Origin of the sequence: Methylobacterium sp. J-090 (assembly GCF_022829345.1) — a bacterium.
Classification (GTDB): domain Bacteria; phylum Pseudomonadota; class Alphaproteobacteria; order Rhizobiales; family Beijerinckiaceae; genus Methylobacterium.
In genome coordinates this window covers 57907-81138 of record NZ_JAKSXV010000017.1, presented here as the reverse complement: position 1 = coordinate 81138, position 23232 = coordinate 57907, and the positions used below count along the sequence as shown (strand labels likewise).

The 23232-nt window shown below is 70.3% G+C and carries 19 protein-coding genes; 7 read left to right on the top strand and 12 right to left on the bottom strand.

Annotated elements, in window-relative coordinates:
• The first annotated feature begins 7 nt into the window (after positions 1-7).
• Positions 8-913 (top strand): LysR family transcriptional regulator, encoded by a 906-nt coding sequence (locus tag MKK49_RS01925; protein ID WP_244026388.1) that lies wholly within the window; start codon positions 8-10, stop codon positions 911-913.
• A 63-nt stretch (positions 914-976) separates the two neighbouring features.
• On the opposite strand, the gene MKK49_RS01920 is transcribed toward MKK49_RS01925, so the two are convergent.
• The gene (locus MKK49_RS01920; RefSeq protein WP_244026374.1) at positions 977-1126 is read right to left on the bottom strand and encodes a hypothetical protein; all 150 of its coding nucleotides are present in this window, start codon (positions 1124-1126) and stop codon (positions 977-979) included.
• A gap of 367 nt (positions 1127-1493) precedes the next feature.
• On the opposite strand from MKK49_RS01920, the gene MKK49_RS01915 reads away from it, so the two are divergent.
• The 3 genes from MKK49_RS01915 (at position 1494) to MKK49_RS01905 (ending at position 4773) form a co-directional block, all read left to right on the top strand.
• Complete coding sequence (locus tag MKK49_RS01915; protein ID WP_244026373.1) at positions 1494-1682, top strand: hypothetical protein; 189 nt, start codon at positions 1494-1496, stop codon at positions 1680-1682.
• 200 nt (positions 1683-1882) lie between these two features.
• Positions 1883-3091 carry an HlyD family secretion protein gene (locus tag MKK49_RS01910; protein WP_244026372.1) on the top strand — a complete coding sequence of 403 codons (1209 nt, stop codon included), beginning with the start codon at positions 1883-1885 and terminating at the stop codon, positions 3089-3091.
• 65 nt (positions 3092-3156) lie between these two features.
• Positions 3157-4773, top strand: coding sequence for a DHA2 family efflux MFS transporter permease subunit (locus MKK49_RS01905; RefSeq protein WP_244026371.1), 1617 nt, complete (start codon positions 3157-3159; stop codon positions 4771-4773).
• A gap of 243 nt (positions 4774-5016) precedes the next feature.
• On the opposite strand, the gene MKK49_RS01900 is transcribed toward MKK49_RS01905, so the two are convergent.
• The 3 genes from MKK49_RS01900 to MKK49_RS01890 form a co-directional block, all read right to left on the bottom strand.
• Positions 5017-6708, bottom strand: a complete 1692-nt coding sequence (locus MKK49_RS01900) for a methyl-accepting chemotaxis protein (RefSeq protein ID WP_244026370.1) — start codon at positions 6706-6708, stop codon at positions 5017-5019.
• A gap of 521 nt (positions 6709-7229) precedes the next feature.
• Entirely contained in the window at positions 7230-8600 is a 1371-nt protein-coding gene (locus tag MKK49_RS01895; RefSeq protein WP_244026369.1) for a sigma-54-dependent transcriptional regulator, read from the bottom strand.
• Positions 8597-10528 carry an ATP-binding protein gene (locus MKK49_RS01890; protein WP_244026368.1) on the bottom strand — a complete coding sequence of 644 codons (1932 nt, stop codon included), beginning with the start codon at positions 10526-10528 and terminating at the stop codon, positions 8597-8599. The genes MKK49_RS01895 and MKK49_RS01890 overlap by 4 nt, the downstream gene beginning before the upstream one ends.
• A gap of 310 nt (positions 10529-10838) precedes the next feature.
• On the opposite strand from MKK49_RS01890, the gene MKK49_RS01885 reads away from it, so the two are divergent.
• The gene (locus MKK49_RS01885) at positions 10839-12182 is read left to right on the top strand and encodes a dicarboxylate/amino acid:cation symporter (protein WP_244026367.1); all 1344 of its coding nucleotides are present in this window, start codon (positions 10839-10841) and stop codon (positions 12180-12182) included.
• Between the two features lie 208 nt (positions 12183-12390).
• Complete coding sequence (locus MKK49_RS01880) at positions 12391-13683, top strand: NAD(P)/FAD-dependent oxidoreductase (RefSeq protein ID WP_244026366.1); 1293 nt, start codon at positions 12391-12393, stop codon at positions 13681-13683.
• A gap of 13 nt (positions 13684-13696) precedes the next feature.
• Here MKK49_RS01880 and MKK49_RS01875 read toward each other — a convergent pair whose 3' ends face one another.
• From MKK49_RS01875 to MKK49_RS01865, 3 genes are all read right to left on the bottom strand, one after another.
• On the bottom strand, positions 13697-14416 hold the full coding sequence (locus MKK49_RS01875) for a cytochrome c biogenesis CcdA family protein (protein WP_244026365.1): 720 nt from the start codon (positions 14414-14416) through the stop codon (positions 13697-13699).
• A 7-nt stretch (positions 14417-14423) separates the two neighbouring features.
• Positions 14424-14816, bottom strand: a complete 393-nt coding sequence (locus MKK49_RS01870) for a thioredoxin family protein (protein ID WP_244026364.1) — start codon at positions 14814-14816, stop codon at positions 14424-14426.
• A 225-nt stretch (positions 14817-15041) separates the two neighbouring features.
• Positions 15042-15230, bottom strand: coding sequence for a DUF1289 domain-containing protein (locus MKK49_RS01865; RefSeq protein ID WP_244026363.1), 189 nt, complete (start codon positions 15228-15230; stop codon positions 15042-15044).
• Between the two features lie 300 nt (positions 15231-15530).
• On the opposite strand from MKK49_RS01865, the gene MKK49_RS01860 reads away from it, so the two are divergent.
• Complete coding sequence (locus MKK49_RS01860) at positions 15531-17276, top strand: TadE/TadG family type IV pilus assembly protein (RefSeq protein ID WP_244026362.1); 1746 nt, start codon at positions 15531-15533, stop codon at positions 17274-17276.
• 18 nt (positions 17277-17294) lie between these two features.
• On the opposite strand, the gene MKK49_RS01855 is transcribed toward MKK49_RS01860, so the two are convergent.
• From MKK49_RS01855 to MKK49_RS01835, 5 genes are all read right to left on the bottom strand, one after another.
• Positions 17295-17957, bottom strand: a complete 663-nt coding sequence (locus tag MKK49_RS01855) for a TadE/TadG family type IV pilus assembly protein (protein ID WP_244026361.1) — start codon at positions 17955-17957, stop codon at positions 17295-17297.
• A gap of 42 nt (positions 17958-17999) precedes the next feature.
• A complete protein-coding gene (locus MKK49_RS01850) occupies positions 18000-18590 on the bottom strand; it encodes a TadE/TadG family type IV pilus assembly protein (protein WP_244026360.1) in 591 nt (196 codons plus the stop codon).
• A gap of 353 nt (positions 18591-18943) precedes the next feature.
• Positions 18944-21172: a xanthine dehydrogenase family protein molybdopterin-binding subunit gene (locus MKK49_RS01845; protein ID WP_244026359.1), complete on the bottom strand. Its 2229-nt coding sequence runs from the start codon at positions 21170-21172 to the stop codon at positions 18944-18946.
• A 54-nt stretch (positions 21173-21226) separates the two neighbouring features.
• A complete protein-coding gene (locus MKK49_RS01840) occupies positions 21227-22204 on the bottom strand; it encodes an FAD binding domain-containing protein (RefSeq protein ID WP_244026358.1) in 978 nt (325 codons plus the stop codon).
• 114 nt (positions 22205-22318) lie between these two features.
• Positions 22319-22987, bottom strand: a complete 669-nt coding sequence (locus MKK49_RS01835) for a 2Fe-2S iron-sulfur cluster-binding protein (protein ID WP_244026357.1) — start codon at positions 22985-22987, stop codon at positions 22319-22321.
• Between the last annotated feature and the right edge of the window lie 245 nt (positions 22988-23232).

Here is a 23232-nt window from a genome sequence, read left to right as displayed (position 1 = left end):
GATTTTAATGGCCTTCAATTGGGATCACCTGCAGATCTTCCTGGCCGTCGCGCGGCACGGTCAGATGCTCGAGGCGGGCCGGAGACTCGGGCTCAATCACGCCACCGTCGCGCGCCGCCTCGAAAATCTCGAGGCGGCCGTCGGAACGGCCCTGTTTCATCGACGGCCCAACGGCTCGACGCTCACGGAGGCCGGCGAACGCCTGCTTCCTTCCGCCGAACGCATCGAAGCCGAGGTGATCGCCGCGACCTCGCGCATGCACAGCGAGGAAGCCGAGACGACCGGGACCGTCAGGATCGGCGCGCCGGACGCCCTGGGAAACCTGTTTCTCGCGCGGGAACTCAGCCTGCTCGCGCGGCGGCATCCCAACCTCGTCATCGAACTCGTGCCGCTGCCCCGCACGTTCTCCCTGTCCCGGCGCGAAGCGGATCTCGCGATCGGCCTCGACCGGCCGGCGCATGGTCGCCTCAAGCTCGCGAAGCTCTCCGACTACAGCCTGGGCCTCTACGCGGCGCGCGACTACCTCGAACGCGAAGGGACGCCGAACGAGCCCTCCGAACTCGCCCACCACGCCGTGGTGATCGGTGTCGAGGATTATGCCTATGCCTCCGCGCTCGACTACACGGCCTTTCTTCAGGACCGCACACGCCGCGTCTTCCGGTGTGCCGGCGCGATCGGCCAGTTGGAGGCCGTCAAGGCGGGCGCCGGGATCGGGATCCTTCACGATTTCGCGGCCGCGCACTGCCATGGCCTCGTGCGCATCCTCCCCGAGACGCGATTCCAGCGTTCCTACTGGCTGATGTCGCACCCCGACAGCCACGAGGCGCGCCGGGTGACCGTCTGTCGTGATTTCATCGTCCGCCGCTTCCGCGAGGAGCGGACCTGGTTTCAACCCTCGCCGCTCCGCGCGTGAATGGGCCGAACACGCGCGTTCCGGCGTGAACGGTACGATCGGTGGCAACCATGTGGGGGCTTCTCAGGACCACACCCGCAAGATGATCAGGAGACCGACGGGAACGACGAACATCAGGCCGATCGCCCATTGGATGTCGTTCCGCGCGCGGTTCAATCCGCTTTCCAGTTCGGCGATGCGCGCCTCCAAGGCGCGAAGCCTCGCCTCGTCCATGCCCGGCTCCCTCGGTTCTGTCGGCCCCGCCGATGGTGGAGGGGCCGGCCCCTCGCTGTCCACCGGTGCGCGAGGCCCCAGCCAAGGGTCGGCGACCGGTCGAGAGGGGGACGCGGTCGTTCCTTCTTCCGCCGCCGGCGTTGCGTCCGGTCCCCATGCCGCCGGGGCGCAGCACGGTGTGTGGCGGCAGAGATCCGCGCGCGGGTTCGCCTCGCGCGGATCGTCGCCGCGCTTCGGTCGGTCGAAGCGGCCGTCCGAGGCCGTCGCCGGAGATGGCCTCTGCAACCTGTGCACGGTTCCCGAATCGGGACGGATCGGGCTATCTCAAGCTTCGCCGTGAATGCGGCGCACCACCTGAGGAGCCTGGATGACCAAAGACGTGCAGCACGATCGCTCTGCCGCGCCGCTCGCCTCTGTCTCTGACGAGATCTCTCCAAACCCACGCAAGCGAAGGCCGGACATGCCGGCCGAAGACGTTTCGCCGACTCCCGCCGAAGACGCGGATCTCGCGGCATCCCATACCGAGAGCTTCGAGGGGTTCAGCTCCTTCGGCTGATCACGGCTCTCCAGCGTGGACGGCCTGCGGCAAGCGCAAGGCCTGCTGCCCCGGGCCGTCCCGTCGCGCATGAGCTGTCGCCGGGTTGCGCATGCGGCGGAACAATGGGGTACGTCGGCCCTTGTTGAGATCGAGGCGGGTTATCCGAGTCTCGCGGGATGAAACCCTGCGGCTCATTCGTGTGCGCGGATCATCGAGAGATGCTTGAGGACCAGCGGGATGTGGGTCGGCCGATCGCGCGCGGCGACGAGGCGCGCCGATCCGGCCCCGGTGACACGAAGGCGGTCCCCGAGGGGCGCAAGACGGAGGACCGCGATCGCGCGGATCGGACGCCGGATCAGGATTCGAAGTCCGGGTCGGACGCGTCCGAGGCGAAGAGGCCGAACCTCCTGCGCCGGCACCCGTTCTGGGCGCTCGGTCTCGCGGTGGCGGTCGTCGCCATCGCGGCCGGCGCGTACGCTTACTGGCTGACCGCCCTGCACCCCTACGAATCCACCGACGACGCCTTCGTGGATGCGCGGCAATTCTCCATCGCGCCGAAGGTGGCCGGCTACATCGTGGATGTGCCGGTGACCGACAACCAGCACGTGGAGGCCGGCACCGTCCTGTTCCAGATCGACCGGCGCGACTACGAGGTGGCCCTGGCCCAGGCCCGGGCCCAGGTCGCCTCGGCGGAGGCCTCGATCCGCAACTTCGCCGCGCAGATCGAGGGCCAGAAGGCGCAGATCGAAGCCTCCCAGGCGGAGGTGACGCAGGCGGACGCCTCGCTGAAATTCGCCCGCGAGGACGCGGCGCGCTACCGGGACCTCGCCGAGAAGGGCGCCGGCACGATCCAGCGCTCGCAATCCTCGACCTCGACCCTCGACCAGCAGCAGGCGGGCCTCGACCGGGCGAAGGCGAACGTCGTCGCGGCGCGCACGCAGGTCGGCGCGCTGGCGGCTCAGAAGGCCGGTGCGGAAGCGAACCTCGCCATGGGCAGGGCCCAGGTGGCGCAGGCCGAGCTGAACCTCGGCTACACCACCGTCACGGCGGCGCAGCCCGGACGTCTGGTGCAGCTCTCGGGTGCCAAGGGCCAGTACGCCCAGGCCGGGCAGACGCTCTCGACCCTGGTGCCGGACGACATCTGGGTGATCGCGAACTACAAGGAGACGCAGATCACCGACATGCGGCCGGGCCAGCACGCCGATCTCGAGATCGACGCCTACCCCGCGCGCAAGATCACCGGTCACGTGGATTCGGTGCAGCCCGGCTCCGGCACCGCCTTCAGCCTGCTGCCGGCCCAGAACGCCACCGGCAACTACGTGAAGGTGGTGCAGCGCATCCCCGTGAAGATCGTTGTCGACCGATGGCCGCCGGACCTCGCCATCGGGCCGGGCATGTCCATCGTCCCGAGGGTGCACGTTCGATGAGAGCCGGCTTGCGATGAGGGCCGGCTTTGCGATGAGGGCGGGCTTGCGATGAAGGCAGACTTGCGATGAGCGCCGCCGCATCGGCGGACGGCGGAAAATCCGGCGCGATGCCGAAGGCGCCCGGCGGGCACAGCCCCTGGGCCATCGCCCTGGTGGTGTCCCTCGCCACCTTCATGGAGGTGCTCGACACCACCATCGCCAACGTGGCGCTGCGCTACATCTCGGGTGGCCTCGCGGTCGGGCCGGACGAGGCCGCCTGGGTGGTGACGAGCTACCTCGTCGCCAACGCGATCGTGCTCACGGCGTCGAGCTTCCTCGCCAAGCGCTTCGGCCGCAAGGCCTTCTTCATGTGGAGCATCGCGCTCTTCACCGTGGCCTCGGTGCTGTGCGGCTTCGCCTGGAACCTCGAATCGCTCCTGGTCTTCCGGGTGCTCCAGGGCCTCGGCGGCGGCGGCATGGCGCCGCTGGCCCAGTCGATCCTGGCGGATTCGTTTCCGCCGGCCAAGCGGGGCCAAGCCTTCGCCCTGTACGGCCTCGCCGTGGTGGTGGCGCCCGTGGTCGGGCCGACGCTCGGCGGCTGGCTCTCGGACAACGTGTCCTGGCACTGGTGCTTCCTCATCAACGGGCCGATCGGCCTGATCGCGCTCGGGCTGATGCACGTGCTGCTCGAAGATCCGCCGGGGGCCGTCGCGGAGCGCAAACGCCTGCGCCGCGAGGGCGTGCGCTTCGACCTCATCGGCTTCCTCCTGGTCGCGACCTTCCTCGGCGCGCTCGAGGTCGTCCTCGACGAGGGCCAGCGCAAGGACTGGTTCGGTTCGAACTTCATCGTCGTGTTCGCGGCGATCTCCGCCGTCGCCTTCGTGGCGATGATCCCCTGGGAGCTGACGCGCAGGAATCCGGTCGTCGATCTGAGACTCCTCGGCAGCCGCCAGTTCGGCGCCTGCTTCCTGGTGATGATGGCGACGGGCGCCATCCTCATCGCGACGACGCAGTTCGTGCCGCAACTGGTGCAGGAGTATTTCGGCTACACGGCGACGCTCGCCGGCTTGGTCCTGGCACCCGGCGGCCTCGTCACCGTGTTCATGATGCTGGTGATCGGCCGCATCTCGGGGAAGGTGCAGCCGAAATACCTGATCGCCCTCGGCGCCGCGATCGTCTCGGCGGCCATGTACGACCTCACCCGGCTCTACGGCGACACCAGCTTCTGGTTCTTCGCGTGGTCGCGCATCTATATCGGCATCGGCCTGCCGATGATCTTCATCTCGATCACCGCCGCGTCCTACGAGGGCATCGACAAATCGCAGACCGATCAGGCCTCCGCGCTGATCAACGTCGCCCGCAACGTCGGCGGCTCGATGGGCGTGAGCCTCGCCCAGAACGTCCTCGCCTACCGCCAGCAATTCCACCAGAGCCGGCTCGGCGAGAGCATCACCGCAGCGAACCCGAACTACCAGGAGACGCTCCGGACCGCGACGCAGTACTTCCAGACCCATGGGGCGTCCGGCGTCGAGGCGCAGAACCAGGCCATCGCCTGGATCGGCCGGCAATTGCAGATCCAGGTGGCGTACTGGGGCTACATCGACGTGTTCTGGTCCCTCTGCCTCGTCTCCGGGGCGGCGGTGCCGCTGGCGATGATCCTGAGCAAGGTCAAGCTCGGCGGAGGGGCGCCAGCCGAGCCGTGATGCCCCTTGCGGGATCGAGCACCCGGAATGGCAGCGCATCCGTCATCCGAGGGGACCGACGCCATCGGATGACGATCTCGGGCGGAGTCCGCGCCGGCAGCCATCGCGCCTGCTGGCCGCCGCAAGGACGCCCCCCCGCCGGTGCCCGGCCGTTGCTCCGGGGCGCGTTGCCGGTGAGCCCCGTGTGGACCCGGTCGGGCACGGCCGCGCTGCGCTTGAACCGCCGGGTGGTTCAGAAAGGCCCTAGGCCGCCTTCACGCCGGACAGGAAGCGCTCCACCTCGTGGCCGAGGCTCTCGGAGTAGCGGGACAGTTCCTTGGCCGCGCCGAGGACCTGGGTGGCGGCGGCGCCCGTCGTGCCCGCGCCGATGCGCACGTGCTCGATGTTGCTCGTGACGTCCTGGGTGCCCTGGGCGGCCTCCTGCACGTTGCGGGCGATCTCGCGGGTGGCGGCGCCCTGCTCCTCCATGGCGGCGGCGATGCCGGCGGAGTAGTTGGACATGTCCGCGATGGTCCGGCCGATCCGCCCGATATCGGTGACGACCTCGCCCGTGGCGCCCTGGATCTCGCCGATCTTCGCACGGATCTCCTCGGTGGCCCGGGCCGTCTGGCCGGCGAGCTCCTTCACCTCCGTGGCGACGACGGCGAAGCCCCGTCCCGCCTCGCCGGCGCGGGCCGCCTCGATGGTGGCGTTCAGCGCCAGCAGGTTGGTCTGGCCCGCGATGGTCGTGATCATGGCGACCACGTCGGTGATGCTGTCGGCGACGGCGGCCAGGGTCTGCACGGTGGCCTCGGTCCGGCGCGTATCCGCCACGGCCTGGGCCGCGATGGCGGAGGATTGCGTGACCTGGCCGACGATCTCCTGGATCGAGGCCGACATCTCCTCGCTGGCCGCGGCCACCGTCTGGACGTTGGCGGAGGTCTGCTCGGCGGCGCCGGCCACGGACACCGCCTGGTTGATCGCCTGCTCGGCGGTGGCGGACATCGACTGGGCGGTGGCCTCCATCTCGGTGGCCGCGCCCGCCAGACCCTGCGTCAGGGCGGAGACGTTCGACTCGAAGCGCTTGGTCAGCCCGTCCAGCACCTCGGCGCGGCGCATCTTGGCGTCGTTCTCCACCTCCTGCTCGGCGGCGAGGCGGCGTGCCGTCACGGCGTTGACCTTGAACACCTCGAGCGACCGGGCCAGCAGGCCGACCTCGTCGCGGCGCTCGACGCCCTCGACGGTGATGTCGAGGTCGCCGTGGGCGAGGCGGCTCATGGACGCCGTCATCCGGCCGATCGGCCGCGCCACGCCCAGCACGACGATGGCGGCGGCAAGGCCCATGGCCGCCAGCAGGCCGACGCTCGCCGCGACGATGAGGAGGGTCGTCGACGAGGCCGCCAGCTGTTCAGCCTCGTCGGCGGACGCCTTGAGTTGTTGTTGAAGGATCGCGATCCGGGTTTGGATCGCCTCGCGCAGTTTCGCCCGGATGGGAGCGGCTTCCACCTGGGCGATGGTCATGGCTGCGCGATTCTCGTTCTTCAGGCCGAGGGCGGTCGCGCGTTCGAGAACGGCGTAATAGGCGTCCATACCCTGGCGAAGGCTCGTATTCACGGCTCTGCGCTCCTCGGAATCGGCGAGCGTTTCGAGGCCGGTCAAAGCGTCATAGCTCGCCTTGATCGCGGCGGTCTGCCGGGTCTGGTAGCCGTTCATCTTGGACTGATCGGTTTCGATGAGCGTGTTCCGGTTCTGGATTGTCGCTTCGGTCAGCTCGAGTTGAATATTCATGCTGTGGGCCTGACGGGCCGTCTGAACCTGAACGATCTGCTGGGTCTGATGGGCGAGCGTTGTCATCGCCGATCGGGCATAGGCGACGAGGCCGGCCGCGATCAGCGCGGTGAAGATCAGGGGGATGGCGATCTTCGCCAGAAGACCGAGATTGTTGAAGGTTTTCATGAGCAGGGCCTTTCCGATGCGGCGGCGCAGCGACCACACGGAAACGTTATTCTTGTCGAATGAAGTTTCAATTAATTGCATCGAATGATATACTGTTTTGATTCCAGGTGTATTCAGTCGTTACTGAAATGATCGATCATGCAACGTCGCGTGCGATCGGAAAAATTCGTCGCGGAGAGGCGGATGCCAGGAAGTACAGGGGCGGTTGTGGTCTCGCACCGAAGACACTCAATCACTGGCCGGATCTTGACGGTTTCATGACACCGCGGATCGGGGCTCGGACCAAAACACGGCCTGGACAAAAACACAGCCTGGTCCAACGCACGGCCTGAAGCGGGGCGGGGGACGGTGGAAACCGGTATTTCCCGACTCCCCATGCGGCGAACGGGTTTCGCGAACGGGTTTCGCCTGACGCCGCTTCGGCGCCCGCGCGGCGTCTGAGCGAAGCCCGGATCCGCCATCCCCGAACCCCTCATCCCGACGGGGATCGACCGGATTCGGGATGTGTCCCGGTGGGCGACCTACCGGTAATCGGTCGGGGTGAGGCCGTGGCGGGCGATCTTGTCGTAGAGGGTCTTTCGCGGGGTGCCGAGGGATTCGGCGGCGAGCCGCACGTCGCCGCCGGCCATGAACAGCTCCTCGCGGATGAGGCCGCGCTCGAACCGGTCGACCTGCTCGGCGAGGGTCCCGAGGGTGACGGTCCCGGCGGCGGCTCCGGGTGCGGCCGTCTCGGGTCGGCCGAGGCCCAGCGCGTGCCGCTCGGCGAAGTGCCCGAGCTCGCGCACGTTGCCGGGCCAGTCGTGGCGGCGCAGGTGCTCGCGCACGGCCGGCGTGACCGGGGGCGCCTCGCGGCCGAAGCGGGCGGCGGCCCGGGTCAGGAATTCCTGGAACAGCAGCATCACGTCCTCGCGCCGGTCGCGGAGCGGCGGGATCTGGATCGTGATGACGTTGAGCCGGTGATAGAGGTCGTCGCGAAACGTCCCCTGGGCCGCCGCCTGGCCGAGATCGACCTTGGTGGCCGCCACCACCCGCATGTCGATGGCGCGGACCTCGTTGGTACCCAGCGGCTCCACCGACCGCTCCTGCAGGACGCGCAGGAGCTTCACCTGCAGGTTGAGCGGCATGCTCTCGATCTCGTCGAGGAACAGGGTGCCGCCCTGCGCGTGCTCGATGCGCCCGACCCGGCGCTTGAGGGCGCCCGTGAACGCCCCGGCCTCGTGGCCGAACAGCTCGCTCTCCACCACGCTGTCGGGGAGCGCCCCGCAATTCATGGCGACGAAGTTGCGCCGCGCCCGCCGGCTCCAGCGGTGCAGGGCGCTCGCCACCACCTCCTTGCCCGATCCGGTCTCGCCGAACACGAGGACGTCGACGTCGGCGTTCGCCACCTCGCGCACGAGGCCGCGCAGGCGCACCATCTCGGGCGAGACCCCGAGGAACGCGGGGTCCTCCTCCACCGCCGCGTCGAGGGTCGCCCGCAGGGCGCGGTTCTCGAGGACGAGACGGCGGCGCTCCAGGGCCCGGCGCGCGGAGGCCATCAGGCTTTCCGCCGGGTAGGGCTTGGCGAGGAAGTCGTAGGCCCCGTCGCGCATGGCGCCGACCGCCATGCGGATGTCGCCGTGGCCGGTGATGAGGATGACGGGCAGATCCGGGTCGAGGGCGCGCAGGCGCGCGAACAGGGCGACGCCGTCGAGGTCGGGCAGGCGCACGTCGGTGACCACGAGGCCGGGCGGATCGGCCATGATCGCGGCCAGCGCCGGACCGGCGGCCCCGAAGGTCTCGACGATGAACCCGTCGAGTTCGAGGCTCTGGCGGTTGGCCTGCCGGACATCCGCCTCGTCGTCGATGAAGACGACCCGCTCGGGCGACGGCCGCTCCTGCGCTGGTTCGCTCAATGCCTCGCCTCCCGGTATCCGGCCGCCTCGGGCTCCGCCGTGCCGTTCGCCCGGGCGAGATCCATGCGGAAGACGGCGCCGCCCGCCGGATCGTCGCCCGCCGTCAGGCTGCCCCCGCAATCCTCGACGATGCCCCGGGCGATGGCGAGGCCGAGGCCGAGGCCGTCGGATTTCGTGGTGAAGAAGGCATCGAACACCTGCGCACGCAAGGCCTCGGGCAGGCCCGGGCCGGTGTCGTGCACCGCGATCCCGACGCGGTCGCCGTCCTCGCTCACCCGGAGGGTCACCCTCGGGTCGGGGCGCCCGGCGACGGCGTCGAGGGCGTTCTGGAGCAGGTTGACCAGAACCTGTTCCAGGCGCGGCCCGTCGCCGAGCACGTGGAGCCCGGCCCGGGGCGCGTCCACCACCAGGGGGATGCCGGCGCCGCGCGCGCGCGCCTCCACCAGTTCGAGGCCGTCGCGCAGGATCGCGTCCAGGGGCACCGGCTCGCGCCGGGGCGAGGCCCGCCGCGCGAAGCCCTTCAACTGGCGGGTGAGGCCGCCGATGCGGTCCGTGAGCCGGCCGATGGCGACCGTGTTCTCGGAGGCCTCGGTGGTGCGGCCGCGCTGCATCAGGATCGCGGCGTTGTCGGCGTAGGCGCGGATGGCGGCCAGCGGCTGGTTGATCTCGTGGGCCATGCTGGCGGCGAACTGACCCAGAGCCGCGAGGCGGCCGGCCTGGGCGAGCTCGCGGCCCAGGCGCTCGCGCTCGGCTTCAACCCGCTCGCGCTCGGCTTCGACCCGCTCGCGCTCGGCCTCGGCGCGCCGGCGCTCCTCGATCTCGAGGCGCAGCATCCGGTTGGCGTCCGTGAGTTCCTGGGTCCGCTCGCGCACGCAGCCTTCGAGCTCCTCGCGGCGGGCCGAGACCTCGGCGAGGCGCCGGCGCTGGCGCCGGCGCCGGTCCGCCAGGGTGGTGAGCCCGAGGCAGGCGAGCCCCGTGAGCAGGGCGGCGATGATCCAGGCCTGCACCCGCTCGCGCTCCACTGCGCCGCCGAGCGGCGTCAGGGTGTGGAGGCGCCAATCCGTGCCCGGGATCGCGGCGTCGAGGGCCAGAGCCGGCCGCGCCGGGGCCGCCCCCCGCCCGATCCGCACGCGGTCGGGTGCGCCCGGGATGGGATGGAGCGGCATCTCGGCCAGGGGCGCCGCCCCGAATTCCAGGGCCTCGCGGATGCGGCGGCGCTCGTCCTCGTCGATGCGGCGCAGGGTGGAGAAGTGCCAGGCCGGATCGCTCGCCACGAGGACGATGCCGCGGGAATCGGCCACGAACACCCCGTCGCCGCCCGCCCGCCAGGCGGCCTCGATCCCGTCGAACTCGATCTTGACCACCACGACGCCGCCGGTCCCGACGATCCTGCGCGAGAGGTAGAGGCCGGCTCGGCCGCTGACGGTGCCGAGCGCGAATTGCGAGCCGGCGCCCGTGGCGACCGCCTGCCGGAAATAGGGCCGGAAGGCGTAGTCCCGGCCGATGAAGCTGCGCTCGGCCTCCGCATTGCTCGCCGCCACGGTGATGCCGTCGGGGCGGATCACGTAGATCACCGCAGCCGCCGTGGCCGCCGCCACCTGGGCGAGGCGCCGGTTCACCCGCGCGACGAGGTCCTGCGACAGGGCAGGATCCTGGGACATGGACGCGCCCGCGACCGCCGCAATCTCCGGGTCCGCCGCCAAGGCCAGCGGCAGGGAGGCCTGCTTCTGCATCTCGGCGTGGAGCGCCGCGACCTGGAGCGCCAGGGTCGCGTGCGCCGTGCGGCGCAGGTCGGCCAGCGCCCAGCGCTCGGCCGCGCGCCCGGCGATCCAGGCGGCGAGGAGCATCGCCGCGAGGCTCGCCACCAGGACGAGGCCACGCCGCCGCCCCGGCCGGGTCGCGGCGGGATCGGGACGGGTCGGCCTCATTGGGCGCGGCGGCGTGCGGATTTCCGCACGGCTTTCTCCCGCCGGGTGCGGGTTCTCGGATCGAGGTCGGAAGAGGGCGCGCGCGGCATCGAAAAAATAGGCCTCAAATCAACGGGTTAACCAATTATTAGGGTGGTTCCCGGGCTGGCATGCCGGTTGCCATTCCGGAAACGAAACGCAGGCCTGCATCCACGGCAGGGCTGGGTGCCGGTGGGAGCGACCCGCCGGCCAACACCAGGATCGGACGGAGCCGGGGCCAACCCGCGCCTCCCAACCGACACCCGCAACGTCCAACCGGGAGAACGCCCCCATGGCTGCCGTACCATCACCGCTCACCGCCCCGCATCCGCCCGCCAAGCCCAAGCCCCTGTACCGGACCCTGTATTTCCAGGTCCTCGTCGCCGTCGCCATCGGCATCACGCTCGGCCACTTCTACCCGCAGGTCGGCGCGGACATGAAGCCGCTCGGTGACGCCTTCATCAAGCTCGTCAAGATGATCATCGCGCCGGTGATCTTCCTCACCGTGGTCTCCGGCATCGCCGGCATGACCAATCTCGAGAAGGTCGGCCGCGTCGGCGGCAAGGCGCTCATCTACTTCATCACCTTCTCGACCCTGGCCCTCATCGTCGGCCTGATCGTGGCGAACCTCGTCCAGCCGGGCGCGGGCATGCACATCGATCCGAAGTCCTTGGATCCCAAGGCGATCGCCATGTACGCCGAGAAGGCGAAGACGCAGACGATCACCGACTTCCTGATGAACATCATCCCGACGACGGCGGTGGGTGCCTTCTCGGGCGGCGAGATCCTGCAGGTGCTGTTCTTCTCGGTGCTGTTCGGCTTCGGCCTCGCCTTCCTGGGCGACCGCGGCAAGCCGGTGCTCGACATCATCAAGGTGTTGTCGGAAGCCATCTTCGGCGTCGTCAACATCATCATGAAGGTCGCGCCCATCGGCGCCTTCGGCGCCATGGCCTTCACCATCGGCAAGTACGGCATCGCGTCGCTCGCCAACCTCGCCTACCTCGTCGGCGCCTTCTACCTGACCTCGGCGATCTTCGTGCTCGGCGTCCTCGGCCTGGTCGCCCGCTACAACGGCTTCTCGATCATCAAGCTCATCCGCTACATCAAGGAAGAGCTGCTGCTGGTGCTGGGCACCTCGTCGTCCGAATCCGCGCTGCCCTCGCTGCTGGAGAAGATGGAGCGCGCCGGCTGCTCGAAGCCCGTGGTCGGCCTCGTGGTCCCCACCGGCTACTCGTTCAACCTCGACGGCACCAACATCTACATGACCATGGCGGCGCTCTTCATCGCGCAGGCCACGGACACGCCGCTGACCTACGGCGAGCAGGGCCTCTTGCTCCTCGTGGCGATGCTGTCCTCGAAGGGCGCGGCCGGCGTCACGGGTTCCGGCTTCATCACCCTCGCGGCGACCCTCGCGGTGGTGCCCTCGGTGCCGGTGGTCGGCATGGCGCTCATCCTCGGCGTCGACCGGTTCATGTCCGAGTGCCGCGCGCTCACCAACTTCATCGGCAACGCGGTGGCCTGCATCGTCGTCGCCCGCTGGGAAGGCGAGGTCGACGACGTGAAGCTCGCAGCGGCTCTGGGCGGCAACCCGATGCCCCTCGATTCCGAGCTGCCCGCCCTCCAGGCGGCCGAGTAGCCACCGCTCCCACACCGTCCGGTCTTCTCCGGTCCCCGACCCTCCGGCGCCCCGAGCCGGAGGGTTTTTCGTGGGCTTTTGTCCGACACAGGCGGGCGGCCTTGTCCCCGGCCCGCGCGCCCGCGATAGGAGGCCGACGTCTTGCGAGGCGCCTGCCCGGGCGGCTCCGCGGCTTGCGCCCGCAACGGGATGGGAATGGTATCGTCGAATGACTGAGCAGCGCGCACGGACCGCCGGGGACCCTTGCGATGTCGCGGTGATCGGGGGCGGCATGGTCGGCCTCGCCTCGGCCATCGCCCTGAAGGAGCGCGGGCTCGACGTGGTCCTCGTCGATCCGGGCGAGGCGCGGGCCCGGACCTCGTTCGGGAATGCCGGCGTGATCAGCCGCGGCTCGATCCTGCCCATGGCGAGCCCGGCCCTGTGGGGCAAGCTGCCGGTCTACCTGCGCAACGCCGACCGGGGCCTGCGCCTGCGCTACACCCATCTGCCGCGGGTCCTGCCCTGGACCCTGCACTTCCTCGCCGCCGCCCGGGCCTCGGCCTGGCGGCGGGCGGCGGGCGCGCTCCTGCCGCTGACCAGTGCGGCCTATGCCGAGCACGAGCGCCTCGCCGCCCGGGCCGGGACGACGCATCTCCTGAAGCGCACGGGCTGGCTCAAGGCCTACCGGACGGACGACGCCTTCGCCGCGGCCGCCCTGGAGCGGGCGATCCTGGCCGAGCACGGCGTCGCCATGGAGCTCCTCGACGGGCCGGGCCTGCGCGACCTCGAACCGGCCCTGGTGCGCCCCTTCGCGCGGGCCATGCTCCTGCCGGAGACGGGCAGCGTCGGCGATCCGGGCGCCCTGGTCGAGGCCTGCGCCGGGCTGTTCGCCGGCCTCGGCGGTCGCACGATCCGCGCCGCGACCCGTGGCCTCGCGCCGGAGGCGGAAGGCTGGCGCCTCGCGTTCGAGGGCGGAGAGGTCCGCGCCCGCCAGGTCGTCCTCGCGGCGGGGGCGGCGTCCGCCGACATCGCCCGGCCGTTGGGCTACCGCTTCGCCTTCGCGGCCGAGCGCGGCTACCACCGGCACTACGCCCTGCATCCCGATTCTCCGCCCCTGACCCGGCCGGTCCTCGACACGGGCGCGGGCTCGATCCTGGCGCCCATGGGCGAGGGCCGGGTGCGGGTCCTGTCCGGCGTCGAGCTCAACGCCCGCGGCGCGCCGCCCGATCACACCCAGATCGAGGCGGCCTCCCAGGAGGCCATGGGCACCCTGCGCCTCGGCGGCCCCCTCGACAATCAGCCCTGGCTCGGCGCCCGCCCGTCCACGCCCGACGGCCTGCCGGTGATCGGCCGGGCGCCCCGGCATCCGGGGCTGATCTTCGCGTTCGGGCACGGCCATATCGGCCTCTCGACGGGCCCCATCACCGGCCAGCTCGTCGCCGACCTCGCCACCGGCCGGCCCCCGCGCCTGCCCCTGGACCGCTTCGCCCCGGAACGCCTGCTGCGCTGGCCGCGCCCGTAGGAGGGGCGAGCCGTCAGAACCGCGTGGTCAGGGCGGTGAGCCAGGCGGGCGAGGCCTCGACGAGGGCGGTCTCCAGGCGCTTGTCGAGGCCGGTCAGGATCGCGAGGCCGGTCACGAGCAGGATCAGGCCGAGGACCGCCTTGAGGCCCCGGCCCAGCCCCATCATCCGGCCGCGCCACCCCATCAGCGTCGCCCGGGAGAGGAGGCCCAGGGCCACGAGGGGCAGGCCGGCGCCGAGGCCGAACAGCACCATGGTGAGCGTCACGGCGGCGAGGTCGCGGCCTTGCGCGGCGAGCAGCGAGGCGGCCCCGAGGGTCGGCCCGACGCAGGGGCTCCACACGGCGCCGAGCAGCAGGCCGACCCCGAACTGGCCGCCGAGCCCGGCGGTCGAGAACCCGCCGAACCGCGCCCGCGCCCGGTCGCTCAACGGGCCGGCGGCGACGGCCAGGCGCGTCTGGGCGGCGGGCAGCATCAGGACGAGGCCGATCCCCACGAGCAGGACGGCGGCCACCGTGCGGAACACCTCCGTGTCGAGGCCGAGGGTGAAGCCGATGGTGGCGACGAACAGCCCGATGGCGACGAACGACAGGGCGAGTCCGCCCGCCAGCGCCGCCGGCCCGAGGCGATGCTCCGTCGCCGCCGCCCCGAGGACCAGGGGCAGGAGCGGCAGCACGCAGGGCGACAGCACCGACAGGAGGCCCGCCAGGAAGGCGAGGCCGAGGGTGGCGGCCATCCGCGCGCTAGAGCGTCTTCTCCACCAGCCCCTCGATCCATTCGGGCTGGGTCTCGCCGACGGAGCGTCCGGTCTCGGTCTCGCCCTTGAAGGCGATGAGCGTGCTCTGCATGCGGGCGTCGAAGCGGCGCAGGACGTCCTTGCGGCTGTCGAAATCGACGTCGAAGATCACGAGGTCCTTGAAGCGCGGGTCCTGGGCGAGCTTGGCCAGGATCGGCTTCTGGGTCTTGCAGATCGGGCACCACGGCGCGCTGACCTCGACGAGGATCGGCCGCCCCGCCTTCTGCGCCGCCGCGAAGGCGTCCGCGTCGAAGGGCACGGGTTCGCCGGCAAGGGCGGGCAGCGCGAGCGCCAGGGGAAGGAGGGCGGCGAGGCCGAGGAGCGCGCGGCGCAGCATCATGGGGGTTCCTCCACCGAGCCTTGGCGCCCCCGTTCGGTCGGCGCGGCTCTTAGGACAGGCTTAGGGGATTGCAGCGCGCCTGTCTGCGACGGAGCGCCCCGCACCCGAAAAGTTGAAGGGCGCAAAGACGCCCCAAGAGATCCGCCCGATCGCTCCGCGATGCGGATCTCGGCCTCGCTCGGGCGCCGCGTCGCGATCCGGTCGCCGTTTCGATGAAGCACAGAATCAAGTCTCCCGGGGCGCATCCTGAACTTTGCGAACCCGCGCCGGCAGATCGCGCAGGAGGGCCGTGCGGCGAAACGGCGTCAACGTCATCCAGGCGCGGATCTCCGGGACCGTCCGGCCGCAGCCCACGCACCAGCCCGTCCGCCCGTCGAACCGGCAGACGGCGATGCAGGGATCGTTCTTGCGCATGGCTCCCGCCTCCTCCGACCCGGAGCGGACGCCCCGTGCGCTGATCCTGAGCGTCGCTCAGACGCCCGCGATCGGGCGTCGTGAGAAGCCCTCTTAGGGCATCCCGACCGCGTCGCGTAGGCACGCCGCGCGACAGGCCCGTTCCCGATCCCGGCCGACATCGCGCTGCGGAAGTTGTGTTGCAGGAGATCGTGTCGATCCAGGATGGTATCGAGTTTGTGTTCGAGGGCGATCACCGAACGTTAATCGAAACCTGATGGATGTCGGCGGATGTCGATCAAGGTCCGAACGATGTCCATCATGAGCCGATTTCTTGGCGACAGGCGCGGAAACATCGCCGTCATCTTCGGCCTGAGCTTCGTGCCGCTGATGTTCATCGCCGGAACCGGGATCGACTACGGCCGGGCCTCGGCCATGCGCACCCGGTTGCAGAACGCCGTCGACGGGACGGCCCTGAGCCTGTGCCAGACCAGCACGGCCACGACCAGCGCCGCCCTGGAGGATCAGGCCACCAAGCTCATCGCCTCCTACATGCCGGCCGCGACCCTGACGACACCGCTGGCCATCGGGGCGAACCCGCGCACGATCCTGGTGAAGGCCACCGCCACCTACACCACCGCCTTCGCCAGCCTCCTGCGCATCAACACCATCAATGTCTCCGCCTCGTCGCAATGCGCGACGCCCATGGCCCAGACCTTCGAGATCGCCATCGCGTTGGACACCACGGGGTCGATGAACAAGGCCGGCGGCTCGGGCACGAAGATGGCCGCCGCTCAGGACGCGACCAAGAAGTTCGTCGACTACGTCTACACCAAGCCCGCCTTCAGCCCGCAGACCCGGATCTCCATCGTGCCCTTCGCCGCCGCCGTGGCGGTGGACCCCAACACTTACGGGGCCGCGACGTCCTGGATCGACGGGTCGTCGGCCCCGAAATCCGCCTACCACTGGACCAACGTCGATTTTTCCGCCGCCAACGCCACCGTCAAGGCGGCGATCAAGAACCGGCTCGACATCTTTGCCCAGCTCAAGAAGCTCGACTCGACCTGGGGCTGGGCCGGATGCCTGGAGACGCTGCCCTATCCCCTGAATGTGCAGGATGCGGCCCCGACTGCGGGTAATCCCGACAGCTACTTCGTGCCGATGTTCGCACCCGACGAGCCTGCCGGCAACACCACCGGCCTTGCGCGCATCTACGGCGATTACAACTACAACATTCCCTCGACGACGGACCGCTACGCCAGCTTGAATCCATCGGTGCAGAATTACAGCAACAGCTATCTGGAGGATCATACCGCGCAGTCGGATTGCAGTGCCAAGACGATGACCGCCTCCGAGGCGGAGATGCGGGCGTGCAAGTACTACAAGCCGACGCAGTATTCCTCGCCGACGAGCACCTGGCTCTCGATCCCCAACGGGCCGAACTTCCTCTGCACCAGCAAGCCTCTGCAGACGCTGACCAACGACACCGTGAAGCTCAAGGCCCTCGTCGACGGCCTCGCCCCCCTCGGCAGCACCAACATCTTCGAAGGCTTCATGTGGGCTTGGCGGACGATCTCGCCGCTGAGCGTGTTCGCCCAGGGGACCGCCTACAGCGACACGACGGTCCGCAAGGTCATCGTCCTGATGACCGACGGGTTCAACTCGTGGAACACCAATGCCGACCTCGGCATCTCCAACATCAACAATTCCCTGTTCAGCGCCATGGGCTACATCACCAACGGCAACGGAACCAAGGTCTCGGGCAGTTCGGCGCTTGCCGGGCGCCTCGTCACGGGCACGGCCACGCCGACCTCGGACGCCCAGGCGCGCGCCGCCCTCGACGCCCTCACGCGCGAGGCCTGCACCAACGCCAAGGCGCGCAACATCGCCGTGTTCACCATCGGGTTCAGCGTGCCGAACGACCCCATCGACCAGGCGGGCATCGATCTCCTGCGGGACTGCGCCACGGTGCCGGCCCAGGCCTACGTCGCCAACTCGTCCACCGCCCTCATCGCGGCCTTCGACGACATCGCGAAAAGCATCGGCAAGCTGCGCATCGTCCGCTGATCCGGCCGGGCGACCCCGTCAACCCGACGTCGCCGGGCAGGCGACGCCCGCCGGCAGGATGACCTCGTCGTCGGCGCCGCTGGTGACGGCCTTGCCCTGGCGGGTCGGCCAGATCACCGTATCGGCCAGGGGGAACGCGCCCGTGCTGGCGCGGGTGAGGGTGGCGTAGGCGGCGCCGAGGACCGGCGTGTAGGGCATCGTGACCTGGGCGACGACGAGGCGCATGCCGTGGCGATTGTAGTTGGCCGGAATCGTCAGGCTTGTTGGCGCGAGACCGACGGGCCACTTGGCGGTGCTCGGAGATCCGTCGCTGGAGCAGATTCGGACCGTGCGGGTCGACCCCTGCATGTAGATGCCGATGGCCGCGACCCGGATCACCGCCTGCGTCGCATCGAACGGGCTGTAGACGAGCCGGGACGCCGCCAGGATGTCGTCCATGGTGGCCCGCGCCATGGGCGAGGTTGTGTCGCCCAGGGCGGTGAGGTCGGCCACGGTCCGGGCGAGCAGGCTGGTGCGCCGCTGGGCCATCGTGGCCCGGGCGAGTTCGGCACCGCCGACATACATGAGCAGCAGCACCGGCGCGACGAGGGCGAACTCGATCGCCGCGACGCCGCCCTGGGCGCGCCGGAAACGGCCGAGGACGCCCGGCCGGGCCGGCGCGACGGAGACCGGCGCGGTCATGGAAGCCTCCGGGGATAAGCGGGTCACGCGGGACTCCACGGTTCAGAACGGCTCGGTGCGAAAGACCTGGACGGATTGCAGCAGGCGCGATCCGTCCCCGAAGGCCGGCGTCATGGGGAACATGAGGGTGAGGCTCGGGTACTTCACCGCCGCCTGGATCACCACGATGGTGCTCGCCTGGGCGTTGGCGTAGTTCGTGCCGAACCCCGTCGACCAGTCCCTGGTGGACGGATCGATGGGGCTGGCGGTCGCGCCCGTCGCCATGGAGGCGAAGACCCGCACGTCCAGCTTCACCTCCGTGCACTTGAACAGGGTCCAGCGTTCGGCGCCGTTCACTTGGCAGAGCTGCTTGCGCAGGTTCTCCAGGACCAGCGCGGGATCGGCGACGCCGGAATTCACGCTCTGGAATTGCCCCGTCTGGATCGTGCGCGAAGCGTCCGCGAGGGCGTCGTCCAGGGTCTGGCTCGCCCAGAACAGCATCGACATGTCGATGATGCCGGTGATCAGCGCCAGGAACGGGAACGCCAGGATGGCGAATTCCACCACCGTCGCGCCCTCGCGCGCGCGCCGGAACCGGGCGACGAGCGCACCGGGTGTGAGCGCCCGGCGGGGGGGCGGGGGCGAGGGATCCATGGGGCGTCGAGCCTTGTCGGAGGAGCCGCGATCGAGCGCGCGCTCCACTCCTGCCGCATCCTCCTTTCAAACCTGTTGCGTGGCGGGCTTGCTGTGCAGCATCGCGCAAGATGGCCCGCCCGCGCCGGAGCTCCGGCGGCGTGCCGCGAAAGACTCCGCCGGACCAAGTCGTCGTCGCGTGCCGCTGGAGCGTTTTCTGTGATCCTTGGATCGCAGAAAACGCTCCAGCCCTTTGTTGTGTATCGCATTTTCTTGCGCCGAACCGGCAACCACTTCGGCGGAAAATGCTCTAGGGCCACGGACGTCGTGCGGCGATCGACGACGACGTCTTTGGAAGATCCGGTGCCGTTGCGTCAGGTCGGGCGCGCCGGGGCGCGATCCTGGGCCTCCAGGCCGCGCAGCACCTTGTCGAGGGTGAGCGGATAGTCGCGGATCCGCACGCCGGTGGCATTGTAGACGGCGTTGGCCAGGGCCGCCCCGGCGCCGCAGATGCCGAGCTCGCCGAGACCCTTGCTTTTCAGAGGATTGGCCTTGTCGTCGAGTTCGGGCAGGAACAAAGCCTCGACGGCCGGAATGTCGGCATGCGCCGGCACGTGGTACTCAGCGAGATCGTGGTTGACGAAGTGGCCCGTGCGCGGGTCGATCACCACCTCCTCCATCAGGGCCGCGCCGACGCCGAAGACCATGCCGCCGATGGCCTGCGAGCGCGCCGTCTTCTGGTTGAGGATGCGCCCGCCGGTGAACACCCCGAGCATCCGCCGCAGGCGGACCTCGCCCGTATCGGCGTCGACCCCCACTTCGGCGAAGTGCGCCCCGTAGGAATATTGCGAGAACGCCTTCGTCATCGCGCCGGGCTTGATCTCGCCCGTGGCCTCCATGTCGCCTTTTCGCCCGGCGATGTCGGCGAGACTCTCCGAGCGGTTGCCCGAGACGACGCGTCCCTGCTCGAAGCGCGCCTCTTCCGGCCCGAGTTCGGCCGCGGCGACGATCTTGGCCCGCAGGTTCTCGCAGGCGACGTAGAGGGCCGAGCCGGCGCTGCCCGCTCCGAACGAACCGCCCGAACCGGAGGCCTTGGGGAAGCGCGTGTCGCCGAGTTCGACGCGGACCCGCTCCACGGGGAGGCCGAGCATCTCGCCGGCGATCTGCGTCAGGATCGTGTAGGTGCCGGTGCCGATGTCGGTCATCGCCATGCGGACGGTGACGGAGCCGTCGCCCTCGAGGCGGATGGCGGCGGACGAGGGCATCAGCGGGTTGAGGCGGGCGGCGGCCGAGACGCCCATGCCGACGAGCCACTGCCCGTCCCGCGTGGTGCCGGGCGCGCGTCGCCTGTCCCAGCCGAAGCGGGCGGCGCCCTCGCGCAGGCACGGCACGAGCTGGCGGGTGGAGAACGGCACGCCCTTCTCGGGGTCCTGCGTCGGCTCGTTGCGGATGCGCAGCTCGACGGGGTCGATCTTGAGCTGCTCCGCGAGCTCGTCCACGGCGCATTCGAGGGCCAGCATGCCCACCGCCTCGCCGGGCGCGCGCATGGCCGAGGCGAGCGGCAGGTTGAGGGTGGCGAGGCGGTGCTTCGTCATCCGGTTCGGCGCGGCGTAGAGGGAGCGCGTCGCGTTGGCCGACGTCTCGTAGAACCCGTCGCCCGGCGTGGTGTCCGACCAGGATTCGTGGCCGATGGCGACGAGCGTGCCGTCCGGTCCGGCCCCGAGGCGCAGGCGCTGGATCGTATCCGAGCGCCGGGTGGTGATGTGGAATTCCTGCTGGCGGGTCAGCGCCACCTTCACCGGCCGGCCCACCGCCTTCGAGCCGAGGGCGGCGAAGACCGCGTCGGCCTGGGGCTGCAGCTTGCCGCCGAAGCCGCCGCCGATGTAGCGGCTGACGAGTCGCACGTTCTCCGGCGGCAGGCCGAACACCGAGGCGAGGGACACCTGCCCCCGGTTTAGCATCTGGTTGGCCGTGAACAGGATGACGTGATCGCCCTCCCACGAGGCGATGGTGGCGTGCGGCTCCATCATCGCGTGGGTCTGGACCGGCGTGGTGTACTCGACATCGACCCGCACGGCGGCCTTGGCGAAGGCGCCCTCGAAATCGCCGAGCGCCGAATCCGGCGGGCTCTGCATCTGCTTCGGCACCACTGCGTCCGCCATGCCGGCGCGCAGGTCGTAGGCGCCCGTCTCCTGCGCGTACTCGGCCTTGATCGTCGCGGCGGCGGCGCGGGCCTGCTCGAAGGTCTCGGCCACCACGAAGGCGATGGGCTGGCCGTGGTGACGGATCTCGGGGCCCGCCAGGACCGGCGACACCTGCTCCTTCTTCTCGCCCTGCGGCGGCACGTTCTCGTGGGTCATCACGTGAAGGACGCCCGGCATGGCGCGGGCGGCAGCGACGTCGAGGCTGCGGATGCGGCCCTTGGCGATGCCGGCCTCGACGAGGGCGCCGTAGGCCGGGTTCTTCAGTTCGCGGGTCTCGTAGGCGTAGGGCGCCGCGCCCATGACCTTGAGACGGCCCTCGATCCGGTCGATGGGCTTGCCCAGCAGGCCGTCGGGCTTGTCGTCGAGGGGCGTGCGGCCGATCGGCTGGTTCATGTCCATCGGACGGTTCCTGATTCTTTCGGGGTGTGGCGTCGCGTCAGGCTCGAAAAGGCCTCAGGCCCTGAGCGCTTCGGCGACGACGGCGCGCAGGGTCCGGCGGGTCAGGGGGATCTTGAAGTCGTTGGTGCCCTGGCCCTTGGCCCCCGCCAGAACCGCGTCGGCGGCGGCGTCGGCATCGCCGTTCGAGGCGACGAGGGCCGCCTCGGCCGCCGGGACCCGCCACGGCTTGTGGGCGAGGCCGCCGAAGGCGAGCCGCGCCGCGCGGACCCTGCCGTCCGGCCCCTTGTCGATCACCGCCGCCACGGAGATGATCGCGAAGGCGTAGGACGCCCGGTCGCGAACCTTGCGGTAGAGGTGCGCGCCGGGAACCGGCTTGCCCAGGGTCACGGCGGTGACGAGTTCGCCGGGCTTCAGGGCGGTCTCGATCTGCGGCGTGTCGCCGGGCAGGCGGTGAAAATCGGCGAGCGGGATCGTGCGCTCCGCGCCCTTGGCGTCCACGGTCTTGACGGTGGCGTCGAGCGCCCGTAGGGCGACGGCCATGTCGGACGGGTTGGTGGCGATGCAGGCGTCGCTCGCCCCCAGCACCGCGTGGATGCGGGTGAACCCGCCGATGGCGGCGCAGCCCGAACCGGGGTTCCGTTTGTTGCAGGCCTGGGTGGTGTCGTAGAAATACGGGCAGCGGGTCCGCTGCAGCAGGTTGCCGGCGGTCGTCGCCTTGTTGCGAAGCTGGCCCGAGGCCCCGGCCAGGAGCGCCCGCGACAGCACCGCGTAATCCTTGCGGATGCGCGGATGGGCGGCGAGGTCGGAATTGCGCACCAGGGCGCCGACGCGCAGGCCGCCGTCGCCGGTCTCGGTGACGTCGGCGAGGCCGAGGCGGTTCACATCGACGAGGTGGGCCGGCGTCTCGACCTGGAGCTTCATCAGATCGAGGAGGTTGGTGCCGCCGGCGATGAAGCGGGTGTTCGGCTGCGCGGCCGCCATCTCGGCCGCTTCCGCGACGGTCTTGGGCCGGGCGTACGTGAAGGCTTTCATCGGCGTGGTGCCCGTTCTGGTGTGGCCCCGTGGAGAAGGACCCGGATGACCGGGACCCGAATGCGTGCCCGGACGGCTGGGCCGGGACGGTGTTTCCCGTGAAACATGGTTAACTCAACCGGCGCGGCCGGCGGCGTCGCCGATGGCCGCGACGATGTTCGGGTAGGCGCTGCACCGGCACAGGTTGCCGCTCATGCGCTCGCGGATCTCGATTTCGGTGAGCTTCGGTGCGGCCAGGAGATCGGCGCTGGCGTGGCTCGGCCAGCCGGCCTCGACCTCGGCGAGCATGCCCTTGGCCGAGCAGATCTGCCCCGGCGTGCAGTAGCCGCACTGGTAGCCGTCGTGTTCGAGGAAGGCCGCCTGGAGCGGATGCAGCGCCTCGCCCTTCGCCAATCCCTCGATGGTCTCGATGCTGTCGCCCTCGTGCATGGCCGCCAGCGTCAGGCAGGCATTGATGCGGCGCCCCTCGACCAGCACCGTGCAGGCGCCGCACTGGCCGTGGTCGCACCCCTTCTTGGTGCCGTTGAGATCGAGGTGCTCGCGCAGGGCGTCGAGGAGGGTGGTGCGGGTGTCGAGGACGAGGTCGCGGTCCTGCCCGTTGATGGTGAGGCGCACCGGCATGGTTTGGGGCGCGGGATCGCCGGGGGCGGGTGCCGGCGCGGCGAAGGCCGGCCGGTCGACGCCGAAGCCCGCCACCCCGAAGGCGGCGAGCGCGGCGCAGCCCTCCATGACGGTGCGCCGGCTGGGGCCCGAAACTCTGTCGGTGGCGGTCTTGTCGGTCATGCGCGCGTCCCCTGCGTTCATTCCCACCGGCCGGACAGCCGTGGCGCAGGTCCCGGTTTTCACCGCCGGGTGCGCGCTGTTTGGAATGAATACGAATTCGGGGGGTGAACGCGCGCACGCCGCGTTGCGATCCGTTCGGGGAGGTGCGCCGGGATGGCGCAACCGGGCCTTCGGACCCGTCCGGCCGTCACGACCTCGCGAGCGGGCCCGCGCCGGCACCCGCGCCGCCGCGACGGCGCGGGTGC